The 23,607-nt window shown below is 40.6% G+C and carries 22 protein-coding genes; 9 read left to right on the top strand and 13 right to left on the bottom strand.

Going from position 1 to position 23,607, the window contains the following annotated elements:
• Positions 1-315: a helix-turn-helix transcriptional regulator gene (locus tag QUE46_RS12875; protein ID WP_286245088.1), complete on the top strand. Its 315-nt coding sequence runs from the start codon at positions 1-3 to the stop codon at positions 313-315.
• Between the two features lie 79 nt (positions 316-394).
• Here QUE46_RS12875 and QUE46_RS12880 read toward each other — a convergent pair whose 3' ends face one another.
• On the bottom strand, positions 395-3,274 hold the full coding sequence (locus QUE46_RS12880) for a pitrilysin family protein (protein ID WP_286245089.1): 2,880 nt from the start codon (positions 3,272-3,274) through the stop codon (positions 395-397).
• Between the two features lie 259 nt (positions 3,275-3,533).
• Here QUE46_RS12880 and QUE46_RS12885 point away from each other — a divergent pair, with 259 nt between their 5' ends.
• The 3 genes from QUE46_RS12885 to QUE46_RS12895 all read left to right on the top strand — a co-directional run bounded on the left by QUE46_RS12885 (position 3,534) and on the right by QUE46_RS12895 (position 5,907).
• The gene (locus QUE46_RS12885) at positions 3,534-4,490 is read left to right on the top strand and encodes a methylenetetrahydrofolate reductase (protein ID WP_286245090.1); all 957 of its coding nucleotides are present in this window, start codon (positions 3,534-3,536) and stop codon (positions 4,488-4,490) included.
• 254 nt (positions 4,491-4,744) lie between these two features.
• Positions 4,745-5,242, top strand: a complete 498-nt coding sequence (locus QUE46_RS12890; protein ID WP_286245091.1) for a hypothetical protein — start codon at positions 4,745-4,747, stop codon at positions 5,240-5,242.
• The gene (locus QUE46_RS12895) at positions 5,239-5,907 is read left to right on the top strand and encodes a hypothetical protein (RefSeq protein WP_286245092.1); all 669 of its coding nucleotides are present in this window, start codon (positions 5,239-5,241) and stop codon (positions 5,905-5,907) included. The genes QUE46_RS12890 and QUE46_RS12895 overlap by 4 nt, the downstream gene beginning before the upstream one ends.
• Positions 5,908-6,251: 344 nt before the next feature.
• Here the strand turns inward: QUE46_RS12895 and QUE46_RS12900 are convergent, their stop codons facing one another.
• The 3 genes from QUE46_RS12900 to QUE46_RS12910 all read right to left on the bottom strand — a co-directional run bounded on the left by QUE46_RS12900 (position 6,252) and on the right by QUE46_RS12910 (position 9,398).
• Entirely contained in the window at positions 6,252-7,235 is a 984-nt protein-coding gene (locus QUE46_RS12900; protein WP_286245093.1) for a sensor domain-containing diguanylate cyclase, read from the bottom strand.
• 55 nt (positions 7,236-7,290) lie between these two features.
• Positions 7,291-8,541 (bottom strand): DEAD/DEAH box helicase, encoded by a 1,251-nt coding sequence (locus tag QUE46_RS12905; protein ID WP_286245094.1) that lies wholly within the window; start codon positions 8,539-8,541, stop codon positions 7,291-7,293.
• A gap of 155 nt (positions 8,542-8,696) precedes the next feature.
• Positions 8,697-9,398 (bottom strand): DUF3581 domain-containing protein, encoded by a 702-nt coding sequence (locus QUE46_RS12910; protein ID WP_286245095.1) that lies wholly within the window; start codon positions 9,396-9,398, stop codon positions 8,697-8,699.
• Positions 9,399-9,565: 167 nt separating this feature from the next.
• On the opposite strand from QUE46_RS12910, the gene QUE46_RS12915 reads away from it, so the two are divergent.
• On the top strand, positions 9,566-9,961 hold the full coding sequence (locus QUE46_RS12915; RefSeq protein ID WP_286245096.1) for a hypothetical protein: 396 nt from the start codon (positions 9,566-9,568) through the stop codon (positions 9,959-9,961).
• 4 nt (positions 9,962-9,965) lie between these two features.
• Here QUE46_RS12915 and QUE46_RS12920 read toward each other — a convergent pair whose 3' ends face one another.
• The 5 genes from QUE46_RS12920 to proB form a co-directional block, all read right to left on the bottom strand.
• On the bottom strand, positions 9,966-10,265 hold the full coding sequence (locus QUE46_RS12920; RefSeq protein WP_286245097.1) for a 2OG-Fe(II) oxygenase: 300 nt from the start codon (positions 10,263-10,265) through the stop codon (positions 9,966-9,968).
• A 161-nt stretch (positions 10,266-10,426) separates the two neighbouring features.
• A complete protein-coding gene (gene gltX, locus QUE46_RS12925) occupies positions 10,427-11,911 on the bottom strand; it encodes a glutamate--tRNA ligase (protein WP_286245098.1) in 1,485 nt (494 codons plus the stop codon).
• A 45-nt stretch (positions 11,912-11,956) separates the two neighbouring features.
• On the bottom strand, positions 11,957-12,316 hold the full coding sequence (locus QUE46_RS12930; protein ID WP_004586118.1) for a glutaredoxin domain-containing protein: 360 nt from the start codon (positions 12,314-12,316) through the stop codon (positions 11,957-11,959).
• Between the two features lie 55 nt (positions 12,317-12,371).
• Positions 12,372-13,346: a GGDEF domain-containing protein gene (locus tag QUE46_RS12935; RefSeq protein WP_286245099.1), complete on the bottom strand. Its 975-nt coding sequence runs from the start codon at positions 13,344-13,346 to the stop codon at positions 12,372-12,374.
• 136 nt (positions 13,347-13,482) lie between these two features.
• Positions 13,483-14,586, bottom strand: a complete 1,104-nt coding sequence (gene proB, locus QUE46_RS12940) for a glutamate 5-kinase (protein WP_286245100.1) — start codon at positions 14,584-14,586, stop codon at positions 13,483-13,485.
• Positions 14,587-14,703: 117 nt separating this feature from the next.
• Here proB and QUE46_RS12945 point away from each other — a divergent pair, with 117 nt between their 5' ends.
• The gene (locus tag QUE46_RS12945; RefSeq protein WP_286245101.1) at positions 14,704-15,669 is read left to right on the top strand and encodes a DMT family transporter; all 966 of its coding nucleotides are present in this window, start codon (positions 14,704-14,706) and stop codon (positions 15,667-15,669) included.
• On the opposite strand, the gene QUE46_RS12950 is transcribed toward QUE46_RS12945, so the two are convergent.
• The 3 genes from QUE46_RS12950 to pdsO are packed head-to-tail and all read right to left on the bottom strand — an operon-like array spanning position 15,558 to position 18,935.
• Positions 15,558-16,157, bottom strand: coding sequence for a class GN sortase (locus tag QUE46_RS12950; RefSeq protein WP_286245102.1), 600 nt, complete (start codon positions 16,155-16,157; stop codon positions 15,558-15,560). The two genes, QUE46_RS12945 and QUE46_RS12950, sit on opposite strands and share 112 nt — an antisense overlap.
• Entirely contained in the window at positions 16,154-18,157 is a 2,004-nt protein-coding gene (locus QUE46_RS12955; protein ID WP_286245103.1) for a marine proteobacterial sortase target protein, read from the bottom strand. Before QUE46_RS12955 ends, QUE46_RS12950 begins: the two co-directional genes overlap by 4 nt.
• 46 nt (positions 18,158-18,203) lie before the next feature.
• Complete coding sequence (pdsO, locus tag QUE46_RS12960) at positions 18,204-18,935, bottom strand: sortase-associated OmpA-like protein PdsO (RefSeq protein ID WP_286245104.1); 732 nt, start codon at positions 18,933-18,935, stop codon at positions 18,204-18,206.
• A 200-nt stretch (positions 18,936-19,135) separates the two neighbouring features.
• Here pdsO and pdsR point away from each other — a divergent pair, with 200 nt between their 5' ends.
• The 3 genes from pdsR (at position 19,136) to QUE46_RS12975 (ending at position 22,249) form a co-directional block, all read left to right on the top strand.
• Positions 19,136-19,825 (top strand): proteobacterial dedicated sortase system response regulator, encoded by a 690-nt coding sequence (pdsR, locus tag QUE46_RS12965; protein WP_286245105.1) that lies wholly within the window; start codon positions 19,136-19,138, stop codon positions 19,823-19,825.
• Positions 19,825-21,960, top strand: coding sequence for a proteobacterial dedicated sortase system histidine kinase (gene pdsS, locus QUE46_RS12970; protein WP_286245106.1), 2,136 nt, complete (start codon positions 19,825-19,827; stop codon positions 21,958-21,960). Before pdsR ends, pdsS begins: the two co-directional genes overlap by 1 nt.
• 124 nt (positions 21,961-22,084) lie before the next feature.
• Positions 22,085-22,249: a hypothetical protein gene (locus tag QUE46_RS12975; protein WP_286245107.1), complete on the top strand. Its 165-nt coding sequence runs from the start codon at positions 22,085-22,087 to the stop codon at positions 22,247-22,249.
• A gap of 8 nt (positions 22,250-22,257) precedes the next feature.
• Here the strand turns inward: QUE46_RS12975 and QUE46_RS12980 are convergent, their stop codons facing one another.
• Positions 22,258-23,508, bottom strand: a complete 1,251-nt coding sequence (locus QUE46_RS12980; protein ID WP_286245108.1) for a multifunctional CCA addition/repair protein — start codon at positions 23,506-23,508, stop codon at positions 22,258-22,260.
• Positions 23,509-23,607 lie beyond the last annotated feature (99 nt).

Consider the following 23,607-nt stretch of genomic DNA (forward strand, 5'->3'; position numbering starts at 1 on the left):
GTGCAATTAAATCCTACAACAGTTAAATCGCTTAGAAGTAAGTTAGATTGGACGCAGCAACAGCTTGCAGATGCCTGCGATGTAAGTTTGCGGACCATTCAACGGGTTGAAAAAGAAGGCGCCGCTTCAAAAGAAACCACTATGGCGCTTTGTGCAGTACTTGAAGTACGCCAAGGCGAGCTAATTAAACTTGATGAGCTTAGAAATGATGACGTTAAAAGTACGCCAACTAAAAGCTTTTTAGCGGGAGTTGTTATTAGTTCCTTAATAAGCTTTGCTCTTGGGGCTGGCTCAGTGCTTTTAGCGACTAACTAATACCTTACGCTAATTAAATAAAAATGCCCCAGGCTATAAGCACTGGGGCATTTTTTACACATTGAATAAAGCGCTTAAATTACTGAAACACTTTTTCAACGGCCATTACTTCAATATTTTTAGCTGGGATTGCTAATGTGTAATCGGCAATGACTTTATCCTCAGCAACAAGCGCTGCTGGTTTTTCTGTGTTGTAAACCATTGGCGAGGTTTGCTCTGACACTAAACGTTTTTTCATGTCTTCGCCGTCACCGGTAATAAACACATACTGCACGTTATCTGTTTGCAGGTTATCTTTAATCACGCGATTAACATCAGCAAGCGTTAGCTTTTCAAGTTTACTTGTCACGTATTTTACAAACGACTCTGTGTTGTAAAATTCGCTATCAAGTGCATAACCTAATTGGCGGTTTTGGCTTGCGACAAGCTGCGGTACGTAGTTAATTAAAAAGTTACGTGTTGCTTCAAAGTCTTTTTCGGTTAAGCCATTTTTAATAAGCTTATCCAGCTCATACAATGCGGTACGTGTTGCAAAATGTGCATCGTTATTAGAGCGCAGTGGGCGTAACCAAATTTGGAATATTTGCTCAGAGCGCCCTAAGTTTGCATCAGGCTTAGTTTGAAACATACCACGTGGGAAGTACTCAATATAAGCATAATCGCCGTAGTTCATACCCCGTGTTTGACGAATTCGCTCATACAGGTATGAGTTAGAACTACGGTGCTCACCAAAGTACGAACGCACCAGCCAAAGGGCTGTCCAATCTTCACTACTACGAATAGTATCAATTGGGAAACCAAACGATACCGCAGTTGATTGCGCTGACTTTTCTACAATCGTGGCATGGTGACCTTTAAGCTCTGGCGCATCAGGAATACTTAATCGGCTTTGCTCGCCTTTAGGTAAGGTTGCTAAATCGCTCATCATTTCGGCTTTAAGCGCTTTTGGCACAGCGCCAATTAAACCCAGTGTTAGTTTAGATTGGGTAAGCTCTTTGTTGTAAAATGCTTTTACATCATCAAGCGTTAGTGCTTCTAAATCAGAAATATCACCGTAATTGTAGCTTTCGTATGGGTGGCCTTTGTAAAGTGCACTGTATAGCACTTCTTTACCTAACTCTTCATCGTTAGAGGCTTTTAAGCCCGACTTAATACCGTCGATCATTTCTTTTTTAAGGCGTTTAAAGTCATCGTCTCTAAAGCCTGGGTTAATTAACTGATCGCTTACAAGCGCATACCATGTAGCTGCGTTATCTTTATGAATACGCCCTTGAAATGACAGCATTTCTTTATCTATTTGATAACCAAAGCTGCCAGCAAGCGGATAAAGCGCTTTTTGTATATCTTTGTAACTCGTACTTTGCGAGCCACCTTGAGCAAGCATAGCGGCGGTGAGTGCAGCAACCCCTTTTTTACCTTGCGGATCTGCAGCAGCTCCGGTATTGAATAAAAAGTTTACGTCAATCAGTGGCGAGCTATTGGTTTTATCAAGCACTTTAAATACTGGCGCTTCAGGCGCTTTATCAAGCTTTGCAACTAACGCGTTTAAGCTTGCTTCCTGCTCAAACCCTGGCGCTTTATCAAGTGCCGACATAGTTACGGTTGTACGCGCGCCATCTACAAAATATTTATTAGCCACAGCTTTAATGTCTTGTGCGGTTATGTTGTCGGCCGATTTATAAAGCTGGTTAATTACCTCAGGATCGCGCTCAAAATGCATGTATCTTGCAAGCGTTGAAGCAATGGCTTGCGATGAGTCTAAACCGTTAATAAAGCTGTATTTGAGGTTAGACTTTAAATCACTTAATTTTTGCTCATCAACAAGTTCGGTACGTGCTTTTGCGTAAGTGCGATTGATAGCATCACGTGCTTTTGCTAAATCTTCTTCGTTTTCAACTTTTACAAATACATGCAGTAAACCAGGATCTTTTGTCTCTGGATTGTAGGTAAACATTTGGCTAGCAATTTGTTTATCAACAACCAATTCTTGGTATAAGTCTGAGTTGTTTGAAAAATAAAGCTGTGAGATCAAATCAAGCGCGGCTCTGTCTTTTTTTGCAGGCTCCCAGGCCGCACCTTTGTAAGATACAAGCAACCAATGGCCAGGCAAACCTTCGTTTTTCTCATGTACATATTTAGGCGCTTGTTGTGCAGGCTCAGCTTTTATATCGGCAACGTAATCACCTTTTTTCCAGCCACCCCAATGTTTTTTCACCATAGCCATCGTGGCTTTAGGGTCTACATCGCCGACAATTACTAGCGATACATATTCAGGCTTATAAAACTTATCAAAAAATTCTTTACCGTATGCCATTTGATCTGGCATGGCTTCTATATCTTCAAAAAAGCCCATAGTGGTATGTTTATAGGTATGTTTATCAAAGGCTTCTTCGCGTACAGCGCTTAATAATTTACGAATTGGACTGGCGTTATTTTTTAAATACTCCCCTTTAACCGTAAGCGCTTCGGTTCTAAATTGCTCTTCGGTGTAGGTTAAGTTTTGAAAAATATCGGCTTCAATTTCAAGTACTTTATCAAGATGCTGCTTTGAAAAGTTTAAATGGTAGTTTGTGTAATCGTTAGTGGTGTAAGCACGGTTATCTACCCCTGCATTTTTAAATATGGCAGTGTATTCGTCTTGCGGAAATTTTTTAGAACCTTTAAACATCATGTGCTCAAAAAAGTGAGCAAAACCGGTTTTACCTTCTTTTACTTCATTACGCGAGCCAACCGATACCGGAATTTGCAGCGAGACTACATCGGGGTAATCTGTTTTAACTACCATTACACGTAAGCCGTTATCTAGCTCTTCGATTAAGTACTCTTGCGAAAATACACGTTCCTCAGCGGCTGTTGTTTGCTGTTGTTGTGCCGCTTGGGTGTTTTCGCTTTGCAATGTTGCGCAGCCTGTTAGTGCCAGCGATACCGCCAAGCTTGTTGCTAATAATTTAAATTTCATTGTTGTCCCTTTTTAAATTGAGCAAATTTGTTATTAGATTTAATGCTAATTCATAGTTGATTATGCCCTAAAGCGAATGATTGTAAGAGCTTTGCGACATTTTTAATGTAAACAACTGTGTCAATTCCCTATTTTAAAAACACTTAAGCATGAAAAATGCTCAAGTTAATTGAAAAACTTTCACTAAATAAATCTATCTAGACGTCTAAATGGCTGCTATATTAAATTACATACATTGGACTAAGCTGGAATGAGGATTATGGCTTTATCACTACAAGAAAAAATAGAAGACACCAATCAAGGTGTTTATCTTATTGGTACTACTCCGCCTAAAATTGGTACTGATAAAGCGCAACTAAAAATCATTGCAGAAAAACTACTTGCTCGCTTACACGAAATTGAATACGACGGCGTAATAATTTACGACATTCAAGATGAGAGTAGCCGCACAGATAAAGCACGCCCATTTCCATTTAAACAAACTGTAGACCCTCGTGAATACAGCCATTTATTACGTAATTTATCGGCTCCAGATGTCATTACTTACAAAAGTGTGGCACAACGTGGTGTAGAAGAGTTTAAAGGCTGGTTGGATGAAACCAAAAACGACTACGATTTAAAAAATGTGGTTTTAGTAGGTAGCCCCTCATCGGAAGGTGATATAAAACTAAGCTTGCCCGATGCCTATAAAACGCTTGCAGAGCAAAGTGATGACTTCTTTTTAGGGGGCGTTACCATAGCAGAGCGCCATGCAAGTAAGCGAAATGAGCACGAGCGCCTTATAGAAAAAACAGCACAAGGTTGTCAGTTTTTTATATCGCAAGCGGTTTACGACGCACAAGCAACTATAGAGCTAATCACTAGCTATGCGCGTACCTGTAAAGCACAAGGTATAACACCAAAACGTATTATATTAACGTTTACCCCGTGCGGCGGCGATAAAACCTTAGAGTTTATGCAATGGTTGGGTATCTCAGTGCCAGAGGCCACTAAATGGCGCATGCTTGATGCAGAAAACACATTAAGTGAATCGGTACGTATTTGCCGAGAAAACCTCGACCTAATACTTAAAAGCTGTGCGCATCTTGATGTGCCACTGGGCTTAAATATTGAGAGCTTAACAAACCGTAAAGAAGAAATTGACGCATCAATAAACCTATACCGCTTATTAAAAGCCATTATGGAATTAAACCTAGCTGAAAAACAAATTGCTTAAAAGTTAAATATGAGCCTGCCCATTATTTTTAAGTGAACTGGTATACACTACTTATATTCATGATTGTTGTTTTTTAAGGTAGTTCTGAGTATTCTTGTATGCCAATTAGGTAATTACTATTAATAAAAGGAATTTTAAATGCCATTAAATGAACAGGTGAAATCAGAAGTAATTAAAAACATTATAAAATATGAGAAAAAATTAATCACTTTTATCTAGACTCTCAGGGCTATGTAACCATAGGCGTAGGTCATATGATAAAAAACAAACAAGCTTCAGTCCTGCTCCCAATGAATAAAGTAGTTAACAATCAACCAGGTCCTCCTGCGACTCCTCTAGAAAAACAAAAAGAATTTGAAACAATAGCTAAACAAAAAAGAAACTATAAAGCTGAATGGTATAAACAATTTACTTCACTCACAATTAAAGATGTAGAAATTACACGCCAATTAAACAAACATATGGATTCTTTTTACAAAGAGCTTTCTACTCTATATAAAAAATCTAATGGTTATTACGATGACTTTGATAAATTAAACAAAAATATACAAGTCGCATTATTTGATATGATTTTTAACTTAGGCGCTGTAAAAATTGTCACAAAGTTTACTGAGTTTGATAAAGCAATCAAAGCTGGGGATTGGATTAAAGCCGCTAAAGAAAGTTACCGCCCTCAACTCAGTGCAGAAAGAAATAACTACGTAAGAGCAAAACTATCTGCGGTAAACAACATAAAGGTGATGACACCATGAAAAGCTTATCGTTAGTATTATTGATATTTATCTGTGTTGGCTGCTCAAAATTATCTGCTGATGAAATAAAACCTAAATTATTTGTTAATTATTTTACAGGTTTAGAATCAGAAGTTGTGATGGATTACCGGAGTATTAAATTAAATTATGATTTAACTTTACGTTCAGAGAGAAATGTACACTTTTCTAACTGCAAACAAGTAGAAGAAACCACTTCTCATGATATAGCTGTAAGCGAATTTCATTTGTTACAGATGTTGAAAGCAAACTGCATCGCATTGAAAAAATACTCTCAAGCTAAAAGCTCGAACGTCAGTTATTTACAGGAAATTCTTGATAAAAATGATATTAGCAATCTTCCTGCTACAGCTTACCCTTATGTTAATAAGTATGATAAAAGCCAAAGGCAAGGTAAAACGCTAAGTGAATATCATAAAAAATTTAATACATCGTTAGACATAAGTGGAGCAATAAGAGTTGAGACTGAAACTGAACAAATGTTTTACAACGTTGTTGCCACAGGCGATTTCAATGAAGATAAAGTTCAAGACGCAATAATTCGTATTGACTGGCAGGTAATTGATGCATTTGGTAAAGGGTTTAAGCTTATTATGGTTACGAAGAAATCCGCAGACAAACCATACGAAATTACTACACTAAATTAGTTACATCCTCCGCAAGTTAGTATTTACACTCCTTGGCAGGCCCTATCGCTTGCCTTTTATATTTTGAATGTATTCCAATAAATTAACTTTTTCAGTGTACCAATACTTTATACATATCCGGTCAATACACTTTGTTTTATCTTTGCATTTGAAGTGTATTCATCTAGCAGCTTTTTTATTTTTAAAACTTCAGATTCACTACAGCATGGATCTAGTGTTATTACAACGCTGTCTATTACATCCCCAAGGATCAAGTGTATTGTCTACATTATCCTGGAGGCATTTTAAGAAAAGCTTTAACCGTGTCTCCAAATTTGAGTCAGGCTCAATAAATAATTTATCACTTAAATTTGCTCTTTAATACTCAGCTTATACGCTTGTTTATTTTTATACATGGCTTGGTCTGCGTCATTGAGTAATGCATCAAATGGCTGTTTTTGATTCTCAGTAAAGCTATAACCAATGCTAAGAGATAAATCGCAGACACTTTCTTTTATAAGTGCCTTTGAATACTCAGTGGTAATTTTATCAATAATATAGCTAAGCTTACTTTTATCACTAATTTGCATCACAGCTACAAATTCATCGCCGCCTAAACGCCCTACTATATCAGCCTCTCTTAAATGTGCTTTTAGGGTATTAGCCAAAATAATTAACGCTTTGTCACCTGCTTCGTGTCCGCAGGTGTCGTTTAATTTTTTAAAATCGTTCACATCAATAAACAAGCAACACACATCAAAGCCTAAGCGCAGCGCTAAGTTAAGTTTTTGCTGGGCTAATAAAGTAAGTGCGCGGCGGTTATAAATATTTGTGAGTGGGTCTAGCATTGCTATTTCGCGCATTTGCTCAAAGCTATAAATAAGCGCTAAATCGTCTTCAATTAAATCACGAAGCTGCTCTATTAGCTCAAAATATTCATCGGTGTAACTGGTTTTTTTTGAATCTTTTAAACACAAGGTGCCAAATACTTCACCTTCAGGCCAGTGAATTGGCAAACCAAGGTAGGATTCAACATCATCTTCAATAACCTCCGGCATGGTGCTCCACTGCGCATCATTACTGGCATTATTTACATATAAGGTATTGTTATTTTCGGCTACGTGTTTACAAAATAGCGGTGTTTGCGGAGGGAGTATAGGGTTGGTTTCAAAGTGTGAGCCGCCTTCATTTGCTCTAATAACTACGCGATAGCCTTTGCTAGTAGCCTGAACTATATAACCGGAAGGGGCCGAAAAAAGCCCCGTTATCAAATCAATGGTTTTTTGCCATTTATGTAATGATATTTGGCCATCGATACCAGAAAATGCCCATTTATCTGTTTTAAACATAACTATACCTCAGCTATTTAGTAGCCTCAGTATAGCCAAATAAATATGTCTAAGGCTACTTTCTGCGGCGTTTACTTGGTGCTCTTTGTCCGGTAATGCGCTTTTTATCGCGATCTTTACGGGCTTTATTGGTGTTTTTACGGTTATCTTTTGGTGGCTTGTTTAAATCAGGCTCGTAACCTTCTAGCCATTGTGGTGTTAAACGGGTATCAAGTAGTACTTCAATTTCTTCCAGTAACCATTGCTCGTCAATACTTACCAGCGACATTGCAAGCCCTTGCTCGCCAGCGCGACCTGTACGGCCAATTCGGTGTACGTAATCTTCTGCTATATAAGGTAGTTCAAAATTTATTACGTATTTAAGCGCCGGTATATCTAAACCGCGCGCTGCTACATCGGTGGCAACCAATACCCTCGTTGTGCCTTCTTTAAAGTTTTGTAATGCACGGTCGCGTGCACCTTGCGATTTATCGCCATGGATAGACTCAGTTTTTAAGCCGTCTTTACACATTTCTTTGGCAAGTTTATCAGCCATTTGTTTTGTACGCGTGAATATAAGTACTTGGCGCCAATTTTTCATGCCAATCATGTGTGATACAAGCTCGCGCTTTCTATCTTCATCAACTGCGTAAATAACTTGCTCTACTTCCACGGCAGCTGAGTTACGTTTATCAACTTCAATCAGTTCGGGGTTTTTAAGTAGTTTTTTGCTCAGCTCAAACACGCTGTCATCGAATGTGGCTGAGAACAATAAGGTTTGGCGATCACCTGGAATATGGCGCAAAATACGTTTTATTTCATCAATAAAACCCATGTCGAGCATACGGTCTGCTTCATCAAATACCAACGAATCAACACTTGATAGCACCACACTGCCTTTAATGATGTGATCAAGTAAGCGCCCTGGTGTTGCCACTATCACTTGCGCCGTTTTAAGTGCTTTAATTTGCGGACCAATACTTGCACCACCATACGCTAAAGCGCCTTGAATATTGCTGCCTTGGGCATATTTTTCAAAGCTTGCAAACACTTGCTGAGCAAGCTCACGAGTTGGCGTTAAAATAACCACTCGGGCTATACCTGGCTCATCTTTTTTTGGTGTATTTAAAAGCTTATGTAGTAGTGGTAATACAAAGGCGGCTGTTTTACCTGTGCCTGTTTGCGCGCTGCCCATTACATCGCGGCCCGCTAATATGTGCGGAATAGTTTTAACCTGAATCGCGGTAGGCGTGGTGTAATTATTTAGCTCAATTGCTGTGAGTAATAACGAATCGAGTTTAAGAGATGAGAACGATGTGGCAGACATAGGCTTAGCTTTAAAATAACAAAGAGCGCTATTGTACGCATATTACGGTACTGCGTAAATTAACCAGCTCAGAAAAGTATTGAGCTTAGTGTGTTCCCTGCACCAATAAAAAAGGCGCTAAATAACAAATGTATTTAGCGCCCTTTTCTATCGTTTTAAACCGGTTTTAACGTGGCTTTGCGCTCATTATAAAACGCGATTAAGTCATCAACCGTTGCTTGGCAGTATTCACGAATACCCGACACCACCATGTGCTTTTCACCAAAACCAACTTTTTCGCCGTTTTCTAGTAAATTAAAGCGCAAGGTAATTTTGCCGCGCTTACCCGTGTACTCAAAACTTGGCTCAGCAAACTCAAGCGTTGGCGTTTGAATATTAATGTTATCAAGGTTAATGATCATCGACTCGTAAATAACCATAGGGCGCGCTGGGTTGATCATTACATCTTGCTTACCCATTAGCGGAATAATTACATGCGGAAATGCAGCACCAGAAAACTCAACATAGTTTTTTATTAGGCTATTTGTAAGTGTTGGGCACTTGCTGGTTTGACCTTCGCGTTTTACCTTTAAAATTACTTTGTCGCCGTTGGTTACATCAAACTCGTCATCCCCTTGTGGAAAATTAAGTTTGGTGTTTTCATCAACCATACCGGCAAAGGTAAACTCCATTCGCTCACTTATACCGTAGCGGTCTAACACTAAAGAAAAAAGTAAGTCTCCTGGCGCGCAAAACTTTTTGGCATCTTTGTCATGAAGTGGGTTGTAATCATCGGCAACGCACTTTGCGAAACGACACCCTTGCTCACGAGAGATAGAAACATAATCAGCATGCTGCTGAAAGTAAGGACTTAACATAGATTGTTCACTGCTTAAACTGCTTATAACCTGCCCATACTACCAGAAAAAATTTAAAGAGAGGTCGAATCACTTACAAATTCATACAATTATATTAAGGGTAAATATTGCACATACCTGTTTTAGTTAGTAATTTAGTTACCAAACTAAATAAGGGACTAATTATTATGATGCGAATTATTGCCACAATAAGCGTACTAACTACATTAGCTGGATGCTCGTCTGGCGTGACCTTTCATACCAATATAGATAACGATGTTTTATCTGAGGAAATTGGTACGTACGTTAAAAAACGAGATTTACAACAGTTTTATAGCGACCAAGAAGCTCACGAAAGTGGCGCCACGCTTTTAGGCCGAATTGAAGGCGAAAGCTGCGATGGTGACGGTAGAGGCGTCAATAATATAAGCTACAATCGCTCAAAATCAAATGCTATAGATTTACTTAAAGCGGATGCAATACGCAGAGGTGGTAATGCCTTTACTATTAATTCTTGTAGTGAGATTTCTGTATCGTATTGTGACCTGGCTGTTTTATGCAGCGGACAGGCCTACGACTATTAATAAATTATATATTAAGCGCAAAGCTAAGTAATACACGCTTTCCCGACTCAATTTTAGATACACTGTGCTCGTACTTGTCGGGCCTAAATAAATACACGCGGTTAAACCAATTAATAATGCATTTTGAGCATTTAAAAACCCCACCAGCTTTCGGTTTTACTAGTACAAAATTAAGTTTGTAGTAGCGCCCTTGCTGTACTGGGTCTATATGGTTCATCACACTGTGATGTGTAGGGTAAGTAACTAGGTTTATTGAAAAGACATTACTGCTAAATATAGCTTTGTTTTTTACAGGTGCAATCATACTGCCTCCTTTTAATTTACATGCAGCATTGTAGCATTTACTAAAGCGCCACTGCTTGCGCTAAACAATATCAAAACGCGATGACATATAGCCAAACAGCCTGAAACAAAAAAGCCGAACTTATTTAATAAGCTCGGCTTTTTATAAAGTATGACTAAAGATTATGCACTTGGGTAGGTGCGGTACGCACGCTCAATATTTTTAGCCTGCTTTTTAGAAATGCCTAAATGGGCAAGCGCTACACGTAAACGCGCACGTGATAGGTCTGAGCCTAAAATTTCCATTGCATCAAGTACTGACGTTGAAGACGTTTTACCCGTGATTGCTACAAATATTGGCTCTAAAAAGTCTTTAATTTTAAGCTCGTGGAATGTAGCAACTTCTTTTGCAATGGCAAAAATAGCTGGCTTATCAAAACTACGTAAACCTTCAAGCTGCCATACAAAAAACTGTAGCGCTTGGCGTATTACGTTTTCGTCAGCTTTGCCCGCCGTTAACAGTGCTGGGTCGTAAGTTGGAATGCCGCCTACAAAATGCCCTGCTAAATCAACCATGTCAGAGAGCGTATTAATGCGCGTTTTAGCTTCTGGTAATACTTTAGCTAGCATTTCGCCATTAAACTTCCAATCAACAAAGCGCTGTACAAGCTCTTCATCTGTTAGGTTTTCGCGGATCCACATGCCGTTTAACCAGCTTAATTTGTCTACATCAAATACTGGGCCGCCAAGCGATACACGCTTCATGTCGAAGTGTTCAATCATCTCATTTAGAGTGAATTTTTCACGCTCATCTGGCATTGACCAACCCATACGGCCTAAGTAGTTAAGCACGGCCTCTGGTAGGTAACCCATTTCTTTATAGTAATTAATAGACGTTGGGTTTTTACGCTTAGAAAGCTTTGATTTATCTGGGTTACGCAGTAGTGGTAAATGCCCTAGCACGGGTGCTTCCCATCCTAAATCTTCGTAAAGTTTTAATAGTTTAGGTGCTGAATTAATCCACTCTTCGCCACGGAAAATATGGCTTATTTGCATGTGGTGATCATCCACTACGTTTGCTAAAAAGTACGTAGGGAAACCATCGGCTTTTAATAGCACTTGCATGTCTACGTTTTCCCACGGGATCTCAATTTCGTCGCGTAGGTAGTCGTTAAATTTAAAAGTGCCTTCGCTTGGTATTTTCATACGAATAACGTAAGGCTTGCCTGCGGCTAGGTTTGCTTTAATTTCATCTTCGGTGAGGTTTAAGCCACGGCCGTCGTATTTAGGGCGCAAACCTTGTGCCATTTGCTCTTCGCGCATTTGGTCAAGCTCTTCGCTGGTTGCAAAACAGTAAAATGCTTTACCTTGCTCAACTAATTGGTGCGCGTATTTTTTGTATAAATCGCTACGCTCTGATTGACGGTAAGGGCCAAAATCGCCGCCTACATCAGGGCCATGATCCCACTCAAGACCTAACCAACGCAGGCTATCCATAATCGCTTGTTCTGACTCTGGCGTGCTACGAACTTGGTCTGTATCTTCAATACGAAGCACAAACTCGCCGCCTTGTTGTTTAGCAAAACAGTAGTTAAATAACGCAATATAAGCGGTGCCAAGATGCGGGTCACCTGTTGGAGATGGGGCAACACGAGTACGGATTGTCATGATAATGTCTCTTTTAATAAGTGAGATAAAAATTAAGGGGGTCGTTTAAGCCGCTACTTTGTTTAAGTAAGCAATAATATCGTTAGATTCGTATAGCCACTCTACTTGGCCATTTTTTTCTATACGTAGGCATGGTACTTTAATTTTGCCGCCTTGCTCTAACAGCTCTTGACGAAATTGTTGATTATTTTTTGCATCACGCGTTTCTATTTTTAAGCCTTCGCGCTTAATTGCACGGCGTACTTTTACGCAAAACGGGCATGCTTTAAATTGATAAAGTTTAAATTGTGAGGTTTGCTGATCAAGCTGCGCTTGCACATCGCTTGCACGCTTTTTACTGCGAGGAGTAAATACAAAATTAAAGAATAAAATTATACAACCTAAAAACCAACGAACGAATTTCATGTTTTGTGCCTGCCTACAACAATTTAAGGAGCCAGATTTTAGCACAAATTTACAATCAAAAAAGCTCAATACTATTATCGGGGGTCACTTCTTCATTTACCTCAAGCTCGCTGTAAGCAGTCACTTTATTACGGCCGCTATTTTTAGAATGGTACAGCGCCATATCGGCTTGGTGCACTATGCTAGATACAGTATCAATACTTGCCAGCTCTAAAAAGCCAATGCTAATTGTAAGCTGCCCAACTTGCGGAAAGGGGTACTCAGCAATATTTGAGCGTAAACGGTTAAGTGCTATATGTGCTTGTGCCTCGGTTTTGGTTTGAAATAGTACCGCAAATTCCTCACCACCATACCTAAATACGTAGTCTTCTAACCTAAAGTTATTTTTTAACAGCCGCGCTACAAGTAATATAACCTCATCTCCTATTACATGGCCGTAGTTGTCGTTTACGCGTTTAAAGTGGTCGATATCAGCAATGGCTAAGTACCATCGTCGCTTTTCGTAGTTATCATCTCGGGGCAATAAAAAGCCTTTGCCTGAGACAATTTCAATCACTTTTTTATCAAAGGTTTGCCTATTTAAAAGCTCGGTTAAAGGGTCTAATCGCGATTTATGTAATAGCCCTAGCTGGTTGGCATAAATATTTAAAATATGCACGGCGAGCATTGTGGTGGTTTGCGCTAATTCTTTTGTGGTTTCTATGAGTAATATGCCAATTACTTTACCAAAGTAATACACTGGCACATACGTTGTTACTACACCTAAGGCATGGCTTACTCTTATTTTGTTTTGGGTTACTTTATTAAGCAGCGCTAACGCTTCGTTAGACTCTAATACTTCAAGGCGGGTGTGGGTATTTATAAGCGTAGGCGGTAATTGCGCACTAAAGTGTTTATTAATATAAATAGCAAAATTTTCAACTTCGAGCAGGTCGCCAATAATTTGCACTAACGATGCATCTAAATCACTTTCTTCTTCTTGCTGAGTTAGACTGATTATCCATTCGTGCCCGCAATTGTTTGCCTTCATTAGTTTGCCTAAACTGTTTTAACTTCAATCAGTTTAGACAAAATCATCAACTTTGCTAATTAATTAACCAATACTTTTGAATTAGGGTGCATTCACCCATGTAGATTAAAGTTTGTTTTACTAAGCGCTACAAAAACTAAAGTAAAACTAAGTCGTCTCTGTGTAGCACCACAGCGCCACTATCAAAATCGAGTAACTCGCCTATTTGCTCTGAGTGGGCCCCTTTAATTTTATTTACTTCAACTTGATTAAAACGTGTTAACCCTCGAGCAATAACGTGGTTGTTGTCATCAATTAAATCAATTAAGTCACCTCGCTCAAAACGGCCAAATGCATTGGTTATGCCTTTGGCAAGTAGGCTTGCTCCCTTGCTTTGCAGTGCAGTAATAGCGCCTGCATCAATGACTATTTGTCCCGTGCTTTTAGGCCCAGCCATTAGCCACTTTTTACGACCATCTTTTGGTGCAGTAAGCTTTAAAAACCGCGTACCGGGTAATTGCTCGCTCATACATTTTAAAATAACATTATTGCCAGCGCCTTTTGCAATAATAACCTCTACCCCTGCGCGCCTTGCTACATCGGCGGCTTGTAGTTTTGTGGCCATACCGCCGGTGCCTAAATTTGTACCGCTACCACCCGCTAGTTGGCGTAATTCATCATTTATGTGGGTTACTTCGTCAATTAGTTTTGCGTCGGTATTGGTGCGCGGATCGCTGGTAAATAAGCCTTCTTGGTCGGTAAGCAGTAATAACTTGTTGGCATTAGCTAAAATAGCCACAAGTGCCGATAAATTATCGTTATCGCCTACTTTTATTTCGCTTGTTGCTACTGCATCGTTTTCATTAATAATAGGTACCACATCGTGGCTCAATAACGCATTTAAGGTATCGCGCGCATTTAAATAACGCTCTCGGTCATCTACGTCTGCGCGGGTCAGTAACATTTGCCCTACGTTTATGCCATACAAAGAAAATAAACTTTGCCAAATATGTATAAGTTGGCCTTGTCCTACGGCTGCCAACATTTGTTTATCTATTAGGCCGCGGCCACAGGGTTTAATAAGTTGTTCGCGCCCCGCAGCAACCGCGCCACTCGATACTACTATAACTTGGTGGCCTTGCTTTTTAAGTTCGCTACATTGACGAACCAGCTCAACCATGTGCGCTTTGTCTAATTTATCGGTGCCACCAGTAAGTACACTTGTACCAAGCTTTACAACTATTACCTGTTCCCTTTGCATTATTTTTTACTATTAAAATTTTTAGATAATTTAACTTATACCAGCTCGGTATTTTTGAACAAGTTAAAATTATTCATGCTAGGATCGGCGTTAATTTAATTTGATAAAATTTCATTTATGCCAGCCAGTTTATGCCTAATTATTGCCACCTTTTTATGGGGTAGCTCCTTTATTGCGCTTAAGTATGCAATTGCCGTTTACGACCCTGCATTAGTAATATTTTTACGCATGCTAACCACCTTAGTTTTATCGCTGTGTTTATGGCGTTATGTTATTCGATTTGAGTATTTAAAAGGCGATTGGAAGTACTTATTAGGCATGTCGCTCGCTGAGCCTTGCTTGTACTTCTTGTTTGAAGGCCACGCGATGGAATACACCTCGGCTTCTCAGGCGGGTGTTATTGTTTCGTGCTTGCCTATTATTGTGGCATTGATGGCGTTTTTTATGCTTAAAGAGTACATAAGTAAAGCCATTGTGATTGGATTTACTTTGTGTATTGGCGGCAGTATTTTGCTTACTTTGCTTTCACCAAATACCGATCAGGCCCCTAATCCATTATTAGGTAACTTTTTAGAACTTATGGCGATGGTATGCGCGGCGTTTTACACCATTAGCATTAAGCACCTAGCTAACCGCTACTCCCCACTTACTTTAATTGCTTTGCAAGGCATAAGCGGTAGTTTGTTTTTTGCACCTTTTTTATTTTTTATCGACTTACCAAGCGAAAATCAACATGACCTAACCGCCCTTATGAGCATTTTATATTTAGGCTCGTGTGTCACCCTCGGTGGCTATGGCATGTATAACTATGCAATTGGCAAGGTATCGGTGTTAACGGCCGCAGCGTATTCAAATTTAATACCTATTTTTACGCTTATTTTATCAGCCATTATTTTGGGTGAAGTGCTCGATTTTTGGCAATGGGTGAGTATATTTGTTGTTTTTGCAGGGGTGATGATAAGCCAACGACATCAAGAACTGGTGGTAGATATACCGCTTAATGAAGCTGGCGATGAGTCCATCAGCTCAGCCGATATAAGCCATCTTAAATCAGTACCCGATGCTAACGAGTCAAAAGGGTAACAGGTTAATAAATAAAGCCCTGGCGTTTGTAAAAACGCCTGTTGGGATTGATGAATCACCTCAATCCCCTTCACTTTATAATACTGTATTACGCCACTTTGCAGCTGCAGCGTAAACGTTTCACCCACTTTAGTGTGTTGTAAAAATGCAAAGTGGGTGTCGTTGTGACCCGCTATTAACGCACCGCCATGTTTATCACCCAGCTCTGCCCCTGGTAAAAAGTGGCTTGGTGCAAATGCTAAATTACGACCACTTGCCCCCGCTAAAACGCTAAGCATTTTATTATGCTTAGGCCAGCTAAGCTGTGCTGTCACATAGGTATCGGCGTAAAACCATGGTTTAACGTGAGCGTTTGGCTTAACTAATGCCTCTTGCCAGGCCTGCGCTATCAATATTTGCGCTAACCATGCCTTTGCTTGCATGTATATGCCGTGGCCAAATAGCCCAAGGCCGATGATTAATAAGCCCGCACTTAGCCACTTTTTCATTTAAACGCTCGAGTATATTTTATAGCGGCAAACCCAGCTAATAACATGCATCCAAGCAATATATGCAACCTACTTTGCCCATCGGTTTGCGGTAAGCGCATAGCCAGCCCTTGTGGAGCTGCGTTTTTAGCTAGTGCAGTTTGCTCTGCAGGCTCTTTAACTAGCGCGTGTTCAATAGCTATAAAAGAAGTAAATGGGCTCAGTAGTTGATGTGTAAGCGCTAGCTCCTGCACCTCATTTTTAACTGACTGACGGTCATTATACAAAAGCAACGATTTAATTTTTTGGCGCGCCCACAGCTTATCAATCCCTTTTGCGTTTGCGCTATTTTGTGCGCTTAGTTTTATATTTAAAGGGCCTTGAGCGGTTTGTCCACTAAGCGTAATTTGATTCGTATCATTTAATTTTATAGCCACCATTATTGGCTCGCCAAAATATAAATCGGGCAAGGGTGATGGCCAAAAGTCTAAGCGGTTAGTGCTTTCATCACTTAGCGTTAAATTAGTGATCGCAGGATGCGCAAGCTTATCAAATAACTGCTGCATTTTAGGTTGCACCTCGTGTGTGCTACCAATAAACGTAAATGAACCTTTACCTATATCTGCAGCTCTGCGCATAAAAAAGCTATTAGGTGCACTGCCAATGCCTACAGTAAATAAACGGCTATCGCCCAATTTACGCTGAATATTTTTAAATAAGGCATTTTCGTTACTAACACTGCCATCCGTTAAAAATACCACTTGGCGTACAAAGCCCTCAAAACGGCTGCCATCAAGGACGGCATCAAGCGCACCTTGTATTTCTGTGCCGCCATCGGCCTCTAGGCTGTAAATAAAGCGCTCAGCGCGGCGTAAGTTAAAGTCGCTAGCAATAAGAGGACTATCGCTCATGGGGGTAACCACGTTATCAAAACCAATAATGTTAAAGCTGTCGTCGCTATCGAGTAAAGACAGTGCATAAAACAAGGCCTTTTTTGCTTGCTCCATTGATTGTCCGTGCATAGAGCCAGAGGTATCTACAACAAACACCATTTCACGAGGAAGGCGCTGCGTTTGTGTAAAATGATCTCCTGGTGGCATTAGCATAGCAAGTCCGTATCGGTCGCCATTGTCAAACTGCTGGGTAAAAAATGCCGCCTGAGCGCTTTCTTTTTGCAGCGGTTTAAATTCAAGAACAAAGTCGCGGTTTATGGCATTTTGCTCGTTTAATGCAACGGTGTATTGGCCAAATGCAGGGTTATGAATATCTACGTTATGAAATTTAGAGTTTATATCCACCAGCTCTAAACCAACGTCTATATCTATATTTAAACTAAATTTACTACTAGGTGCGTCGTCATCGTTATACGCCGCGCTTTGTATACTGTAAACAGGGCTTAACCAGCCGCTTGGTGCGGTATTGACGGGAGCTTGGTTTTGCTCATTAAACTCAACTTCACCGCTAATTGCGTGATAACGTGGCGTAATAGTCGTCGGAAAACGAATCGCAAATGTACCACTGCTATAATCAATTATTTCTTGATACTCAAGCTCTATAACTACCTGCTCACCTGGACCAATATTAGCTACATTTGTAATAAACATATTCGCTCGTTGCTGGCGTACGAGTGCTGCTTGTTTGCCTGCTTTTTTAGCTGCTTGGTATTTTTTTTCGGCCTCTACTTTTTTATCAATTTGGCCTTTAATGACTCGCTCACCTATACGCATTGTCATCGCGTGCACGGCGCTTTCATCAGGCAGCGGAAAAACGTAGCGCGCATTAACCGCAAACGGATTATCATTTTGATAAGTTTGCTTAACGACTACATGGTTTATCAGCCCGGTCAGGGTCATATTAGCATCACTTTTTAATATAATAGCCGGTGCTACAGAGGCGCCACTGCTGTCAAAAAGTTCAAGCTTGGGCGACTGTGCATGGCTATTAAAACTAACCAGAAGCACAGCCACTAAAAAAATAAAAATGCTTACTTTAGTAAGCATTTTGGTTGGGTTACTCAACATAAAATCACTCCATCGAACGCTTAACTTTACTCAAATATGAGTGGCTTTAGTTACTTGCCGTCTGGCCATTTACCAGGTTTATTGAGCGGGTCGTAAGTGTTACGCGTCGATCAAAAAAGTTATCTTCAACTGTATTGCTGCGCGCCAATGTTTGCTGCTCGCCAAATGCGTGCGCACTTAAACGTGTATGGCTAATACCGTGCTTTATTAAGTAACTTTGCACTGCGTTTACACGTTTTTTAGACAGTAAAAGATTCGCTTGCTCATCACCGCGCTGATCGGCAAAGCCACTTAAATCTAATGCTAGTTGCGGCTGATTTTTTAACAGCACCACAAGCTGGTCTAACTGCGTAGCAAAGTGCGGGGCAATAGCACTAGAGCCTGTTTTAAATTGCACAGTCATGGCAAGTAAGCTATTTATTTGCGATTGTGTTAGCTGCTCATTTTGATTAGCAAGTACCTCTAACTGCTGCTCTAGCCTATTGTTATGGTTAAGCACGTGCATGTAGTCACTGGTTTTTTGCTGCATCACTGTTATTGCCCTCTGCTGCTGAGCAATTTTGTCATCGGCTACTTTTGAATCACCAATTAAGCCCCCAGCAAATGCGCCAATAAATGCCCCAATCGGCCCGCCAACTACACCACCAATAATGGCGCCTGTACCTAAACCAATCGCAGTTTCTTTATGTGCTTCTTTAGAAGGGGTATTGGTTGCTGCTGCAAATGCAGGTGTACACACACTGGCTACTAGCGTTAATGCGATTAATGTCTTCTTCATGATGTAATCCTTAAACTTGTTTTAATTTGCGATGTTTTGTTTTGATGGTTGTATTAAAACAGCTACAAGTGGCAACAAAGGGGAACAAAAATGGCAAAGTGCTGAGCAATTGTGGCAAAAAAATGGCAATTGCCTTTTTAAGCGTACATAACTGAAAAACTTCGATATAGTGCGTTTTAAAATAAATAAGGGTGTGTAAAATGAAAAAAATAGCCATCATTGAAGATGAAGCCGCCATCCGCGAAAACTATATTGAAATGCTTAGCGCTCAAGGTTATCAAGTAAGTGGCTTTGCAGATCGCCCAAGCGCAGAGATTGCATTTAAAGACGCCCTACCCGATTTAGCCATTGTGGATATTGGTTTAGGCCATGAAATAGACGGCGGTTTTTTACTTTGCCAAACTTTGCGTACGCTTTCTAAAACACTGCCAATTATTTTTTTAACTGCACGCGATAGCGAAATAGATACAGTATGTGGCCTGCGTATGGGCGCCGATGACTACCTAACAAAAGATATTAGCTTAGCCCATTTGGCTGCCAGAATAGGCGCACTATTTAGACGCATGGAAGCACTTGAGCAACCCGCCGATGCCAATGCATTAATTACACGTGGCTCGCTTAAGCTCGACACCCAGCGCATGCAGGTATTTTGGCAGCAACAATTAGTTGATTTAACTGTGACCGAATTTTGGATGTTGCATTCACTTTCGCAGCGCCCAGGCCATGTAAAAAGCCGTAACGATTTAATGAGCGATGCAAAAATTTACGTAGACGACAGCACGATCACCTCGCATGTAAAACGCATTCGTAAAAAGTTTATTGCTCTTGATAACAACTTTGACTGCATAGATACCGTGTACGGTATGGGCTACAGGTGGGAACAACGCTAATGTTACGATTTGGCCTGCGCAGTAAATTTATACTTCTGTCGTGCTTTTTGTTTTTACTGCCGTGGCTTGGTTACGAGTACGTATGGGAAATGGAAAAGTTTTTACGCCAAGGCCAAGAAAAAACCCTCGTAGGCACTACTCGCGCACTTGCCACTGCTTTGCACGAGCGCCCCGCACTTTTTGATGAGCAAACCAACTTTTTAGACCAAGTTGTAAAAGGGCGTGATTTATATGCCTATAATCTAAAAAACCCTATTCAACTTGATGGTAAGCTGAGCGACTGGCAAAGCTATCAACCACTTTTTTGGCATTACGATAAACGTTATTTACAAAAAACAGACCCAGAGCATAAAAGTGACGATTTATCGTTTGATCATATGGTGGGCAAATTTGATAACTATTTATATGCCGTGTTTAAAGTCACCGACGATCATCTTATTTATCGCGCTAAAAATAGTTTAAGTATTACAAATAACGATTATTTAAAAATTGGTATTAAAAGCCCAAACGGCGATTTTAATACATACATTATTGCACCGCGCCAAGACGGCTGGGTTAATGCGTTTGATGCGAATACCAAAATTCCGTTTACAAAAATTCAGGGCTTTTTTATACGCACTGAAACGGGATATAACGCAGAGCTGCGCTTTCCTATAAATATGCTGGGTAACAAGCTTGGCTTTGCCGTGGTCGATATAGACACAACAAAAGCACCGCTTGATTCTAAAATAATGGCAACCTCTAACTTAAATAACCCAAGCGATTTAGGCTCTGTATTGGTGCCCTCACCCGAAATTAACCGAATTTTAAAAGGTATGGGCCACAGCGGTAGCCGTATTTGGGTGGTTGATAACCATCATCGCGTATTAGCACAGTCGGGCACAATTCAAAATGCCGATGGCGTATGGGCCGACGGGCTTAAAAACCAGCCGCCTAAAAATGCCTGGCAGCGCTTTGAACAAACATATTTGCACCCGCTTTATTATAAAATTTTAACTCGCCCCGAAAACGAATTTTTAGATACCCTACACGATGTTGCCTCAATGCAAGGTGCGCATTTAGCTAAAGCACTCAAAGGGCAACCAGCGTCGTCTTGGCGGTTAACCCCCGATAGTAAAGCCGTTATTTTATCGGCGGCTTATCCTATTTGGATTGACGACAAAGTCATTGGCGCAGTCATCGCCGAGGAAACCACTAATGGTGTACGCACACTGCGTAATAAATCGCTCGAAAAGCTCTTTAACGTTATTTTAGCGGTGATGCTAATTGGTACCGTTACGTTGTTCTTTTTTGCTTCGCGTATTTCGAGCCGTATTAGGCGATTACGCGACACCGCAGAGCAAGCCATTGATGCCCAAGGGCGCATTACTGGCAGTATTAATTACAGCGACTCAAACGATGAAATTGGCGACCTTTCACGAAGCTTTGCTAATATTGTTGGCCGATTGGGTGGATACACTAACTATTTAGAAAATATGTCATCGCGGTTATCGCACGAACTGCGCACGCCGGTGGCTGTGGTGCGCTCATCACTTGAAAACTTACAAAGCCTGCCACAAAACGAGCTAAGCCAAAAATACTTAGAGCGCGCCAGTGAAGGGGTTGAACGTTTAGGTAAAATAATTACCACCATGAGCGAGGCCACACGCCTTGAACAAAGTATTCAAAGCAACGAGAGCGAGCCGTTTGACTTACAAAAGGTTATTAATGGCTGCATGCAAGGCTACCAGCTTACTTACCCTGAACAGTTATTTGAGCTTGATGTATGCCAAAACCCTTTACCTATGCAAGGAGCCCCCGAATTTATAGCTCAGCTACTTGATAAACTTATTAATAATGCGCTGGAATTTAGTGAAGCAAATACGGCTATTAATGTAGGTCTTAAGCAGAGCGAAAATAAAGCAATATTAACAGTGAGTAATACTGGCCCCGCCCTGCCTGAAGGGCTAACTGAGCATATTTTTGATTCTATGGTGTCGGTGCGTAGCCAGCAAATGCAGCAACAACCGCACTTAGGGTTAGGGCTTTATATTGTAAGGCTAGTATGTGATTACCATAAAGGCAGTGTCACTGCGCAAAACAACGAGCGCGGTAATGGCGTGGTGTTTAAAGTAACCCTGCCTTTGCAAAGCTAGGCTGTGCTACAAGTGATACTTTTTTTGCACAGTGATTACAATTTACTACAACTTAAAATGTAACTATTCACTTTTAATTCAGTCGAACGGCCATACCCTGAACGCTAATTAAGGAGAATAGATCATGAACAGTCCACTTGAGCGTGAAGAGATCGAATTTATTTTTGATCTATACAGGCCCCAAGAGCAAGCGCCTAGCTTACCTTCAGAGCCTGCCAACTCTACATATAAAAACTTACGACAGCCAGAGCAAGTTAAAAACGAAGGCGTGTCTGAATACCTCAGCTAGGGTATTACCTATTGCGTTGCCTGCTCATTTTGTAAGAACGCTTTAATACAGTTTATTTCTGCCAGCTTAACCTCTTCGCCTATTTCTGGGCCTTTTTTGCCATTTTTAAGTGCAGCTTGCACTACCTGCTTTTTATCTAATTTTTGTAATTCATAAAAAATTGCACGCAGCTTAGCTCCTTGCGGATAGGGCTTATCTACGAGCGTGTCTCCTCGCCCTTGCGCATCACATTGGCATGCTTGGGTAAAAGCAATAAATCGCTCTGGGTGCACTAAAGCATTTAAATTATTGACAATTAATTTATGAATCGTTTGTGGTCTTAATTGCTCCAGCGTATGGCATAAGGTGTGATTATCGCTGGTGAGTACGCCAATATCACGAAAGCGATTAGGCACTTTTAAGCGCTCACAAAACTTTTCTACTACGGCTACCCCTTCGCGCTCATGACCGCGTAAATTACCGCGTTTTTTAAAGCTCAGTGCCTTACCAAAATCATGAGTTAATGCCGCAAACCGTGTTTCTAAATTAAAGTTTAAATCGGCGGCGCGCCTAAGTACCAACATAGTATGAACCAACACATCGCCTTCGGGGTGGTGATTGGCAGGTTGCGGCACACCGTCCATTTGCTCTATTTCAGGGAAAATACCTAAACCATGGAGTGCTTTAAAATAAAGTTCAGGGTGTTTTTCACCCAGTGCTTTTTCGGTTTCAAGCCATACGCGTTCAGGCACTAAATGATCAAGCTCACCTTTATTTTTAAGCTCACGCATTAATGCATACGTACTTGGGTGAATACGCCACTCACTTCCGTAGCGTGCCAAAAAACGCGCTATGCGTAATACCCTTACAGGGTCTTCTACAAAGGCCTCTGTGGTGTGGCGCAATATTTTATTGTGTAAATCACTTTGGCCATCAAAAGGGTCAATAACGGTGCCGTTTTCATCAAGTGCCATTGAGTTTATAGTTAAATCGCGCCTTGCAAGGTCTTCTTCGAGTGTGACATTAGGACTGGCGTCTACCACAAAGCCGGTATAGCCTTTACCGCTTTTTCGCTCAGTGCGTCCCAAGGCGTATTCTTCTTTTGTTTTTGGGTGTAAATAAACCGGAAAATCACTTCCTATAGGCACAAAACCAAGCGATTCCATCGTTTTGGGTGTTTCGCCTATAACAACATAATCGTTATCTTTTGATGCTATATTAAGAAGCTGGTCGCGTACCGCGCCACCAACAAGGTAAACTTGCTTAAGGTTGTGTTTCACTGTTTATCCTAATCACACTGGGTGGTTATTTGATATAGATCATACCATTAAAATAGCCATTGTTTGCCAAGCTTAAGTAAGCTCATTACAATAGCGCTT

It is taken from the genome of Pseudoalteromonas sp. MM1, assembly GCF_030296835.1.
In the GTDB taxonomy this organism is placed as follows: domain Bacteria; phylum Pseudomonadota; class Gammaproteobacteria; order Enterobacterales; family Alteromonadaceae; genus Pseudoalteromonas.

Bases quoted from the DNA above. Each gene is read 5' to 3' on its own strand.
- QUE46_RS12880 (WP_286245089.1), bottom strand. From the start codon at position 3,274: ATGAAATTTAAATTATTAGCAACAAGCTTGGCGGTATCGCTGGCACTA.
- QUE46_RS12885 (WP_286245090.1), top strand. From the start codon at position 3,534: ATGGCTTTATCACTACAAGAAAAAATAGAAGACACCAATCAAGGTGTT.
- QUE46_RS12890 (WP_286245091.1), top strand. From the start codon at position 4,745: ATGATAAAAAACAAACAAGCTTCAGTCCTGCTCCCAATGAATAAAGTA.
- QUE46_RS12895 (WP_286245092.1), top strand. From the start codon at position 5,239: ATGAAAAGCTTATCGTTAGTATTATTGATATTTATCTGTGTTGGCTGC.
- QUE46_RS12900 (WP_286245093.1), bottom strand. From the start codon at position 7,235: ATGTTTAAAACAGATAAATGGGCATTTTCTGGTATCGATGGCCAAATA.
- QUE46_RS12905 (WP_286245094.1), bottom strand. From the start codon at position 8,541: ATGTCTGCCACATCGTTCTCATCTCTTAAACTCGATTCGTTATTACTC.
- QUE46_RS12910 (WP_286245095.1), bottom strand. From the start codon at position 9,398: ATGTTAAGTCCTTACTTTCAGCAGCATGCTGATTATGTTTCTATCTCT.
- QUE46_RS12915 (WP_286245096.1), top strand. From the start codon at position 9,566: ATGATGCGAATTATTGCCACAATAAGCGTACTAACTACATTAGCTGGA.
- QUE46_RS12920 (WP_286245097.1), bottom strand. From the start codon at position 10,265: ATGATTGCACCTGTAAAAAACAAAGCTATATTTAGCAGTAATGTCTTT.
- gltX (WP_286245098.1), bottom strand. From the start codon at position 11,911: ATGACAATCCGTACTCGTGTTGCCCCATCTCCAACAGGTGACCCGCAT.
- QUE46_RS12930 (WP_004586118.1), bottom strand. From the start codon at position 12,316: ATGAAATTCGTTCGTTGGTTTTTAGGTTGTATAATTTTATTCTTTAAT.
- QUE46_RS12935 (WP_286245099.1), bottom strand. From the start codon at position 13,346: ATGAAGGCAAACAATTGCGGGCACGAATGGATAATCAGTCTAACTCAG.
- proB (WP_286245100.1), bottom strand. From the start codon at position 14,586: ATGCAAAGGGAACAGGTAATAGTTGTAAAGCTTGGTACAAGTGTACTT.
- QUE46_RS12945 (WP_286245101.1), top strand. From the start codon at position 14,704: ATGCCAGCCAGTTTATGCCTAATTATTGCCACCTTTTTATGGGGTAGC.
- QUE46_RS12950 (WP_286245102.1), bottom strand. From the start codon at position 16,157: ATGAAAAAGTGGCTAAGTGCGGGCTTATTAATCATCGGCCTTGGGCTA.
- QUE46_RS12955 (WP_286245103.1), bottom strand. From the start codon at position 18,157: ATGTTGAGTAACCCAACCAAAATGCTTACTAAAGTAAGCATTTTTATT.
- pdsO (WP_286245104.1), bottom strand. From the start codon at position 18,935: ATGAAGAAGACATTAATCGCATTAACGCTAGTAGCCAGTGTGTGTACA.
- pdsR (WP_286245105.1), top strand. From the start codon at position 19,136: ATGAAAAAAATAGCCATCATTGAAGATGAAGCCGCCATCCGCGAAAAC.
- pdsS (WP_286245106.1), top strand. From the start codon at position 19,825: ATGTTACGATTTGGCCTGCGCAGTAAATTTATACTTCTGTCGTGCTTT.
- QUE46_RS12975 (WP_286245107.1), top strand. From the start codon at position 22,085: ATGAACAGTCCACTTGAGCGTGAAGAGATCGAATTTATTTTTGATCTA.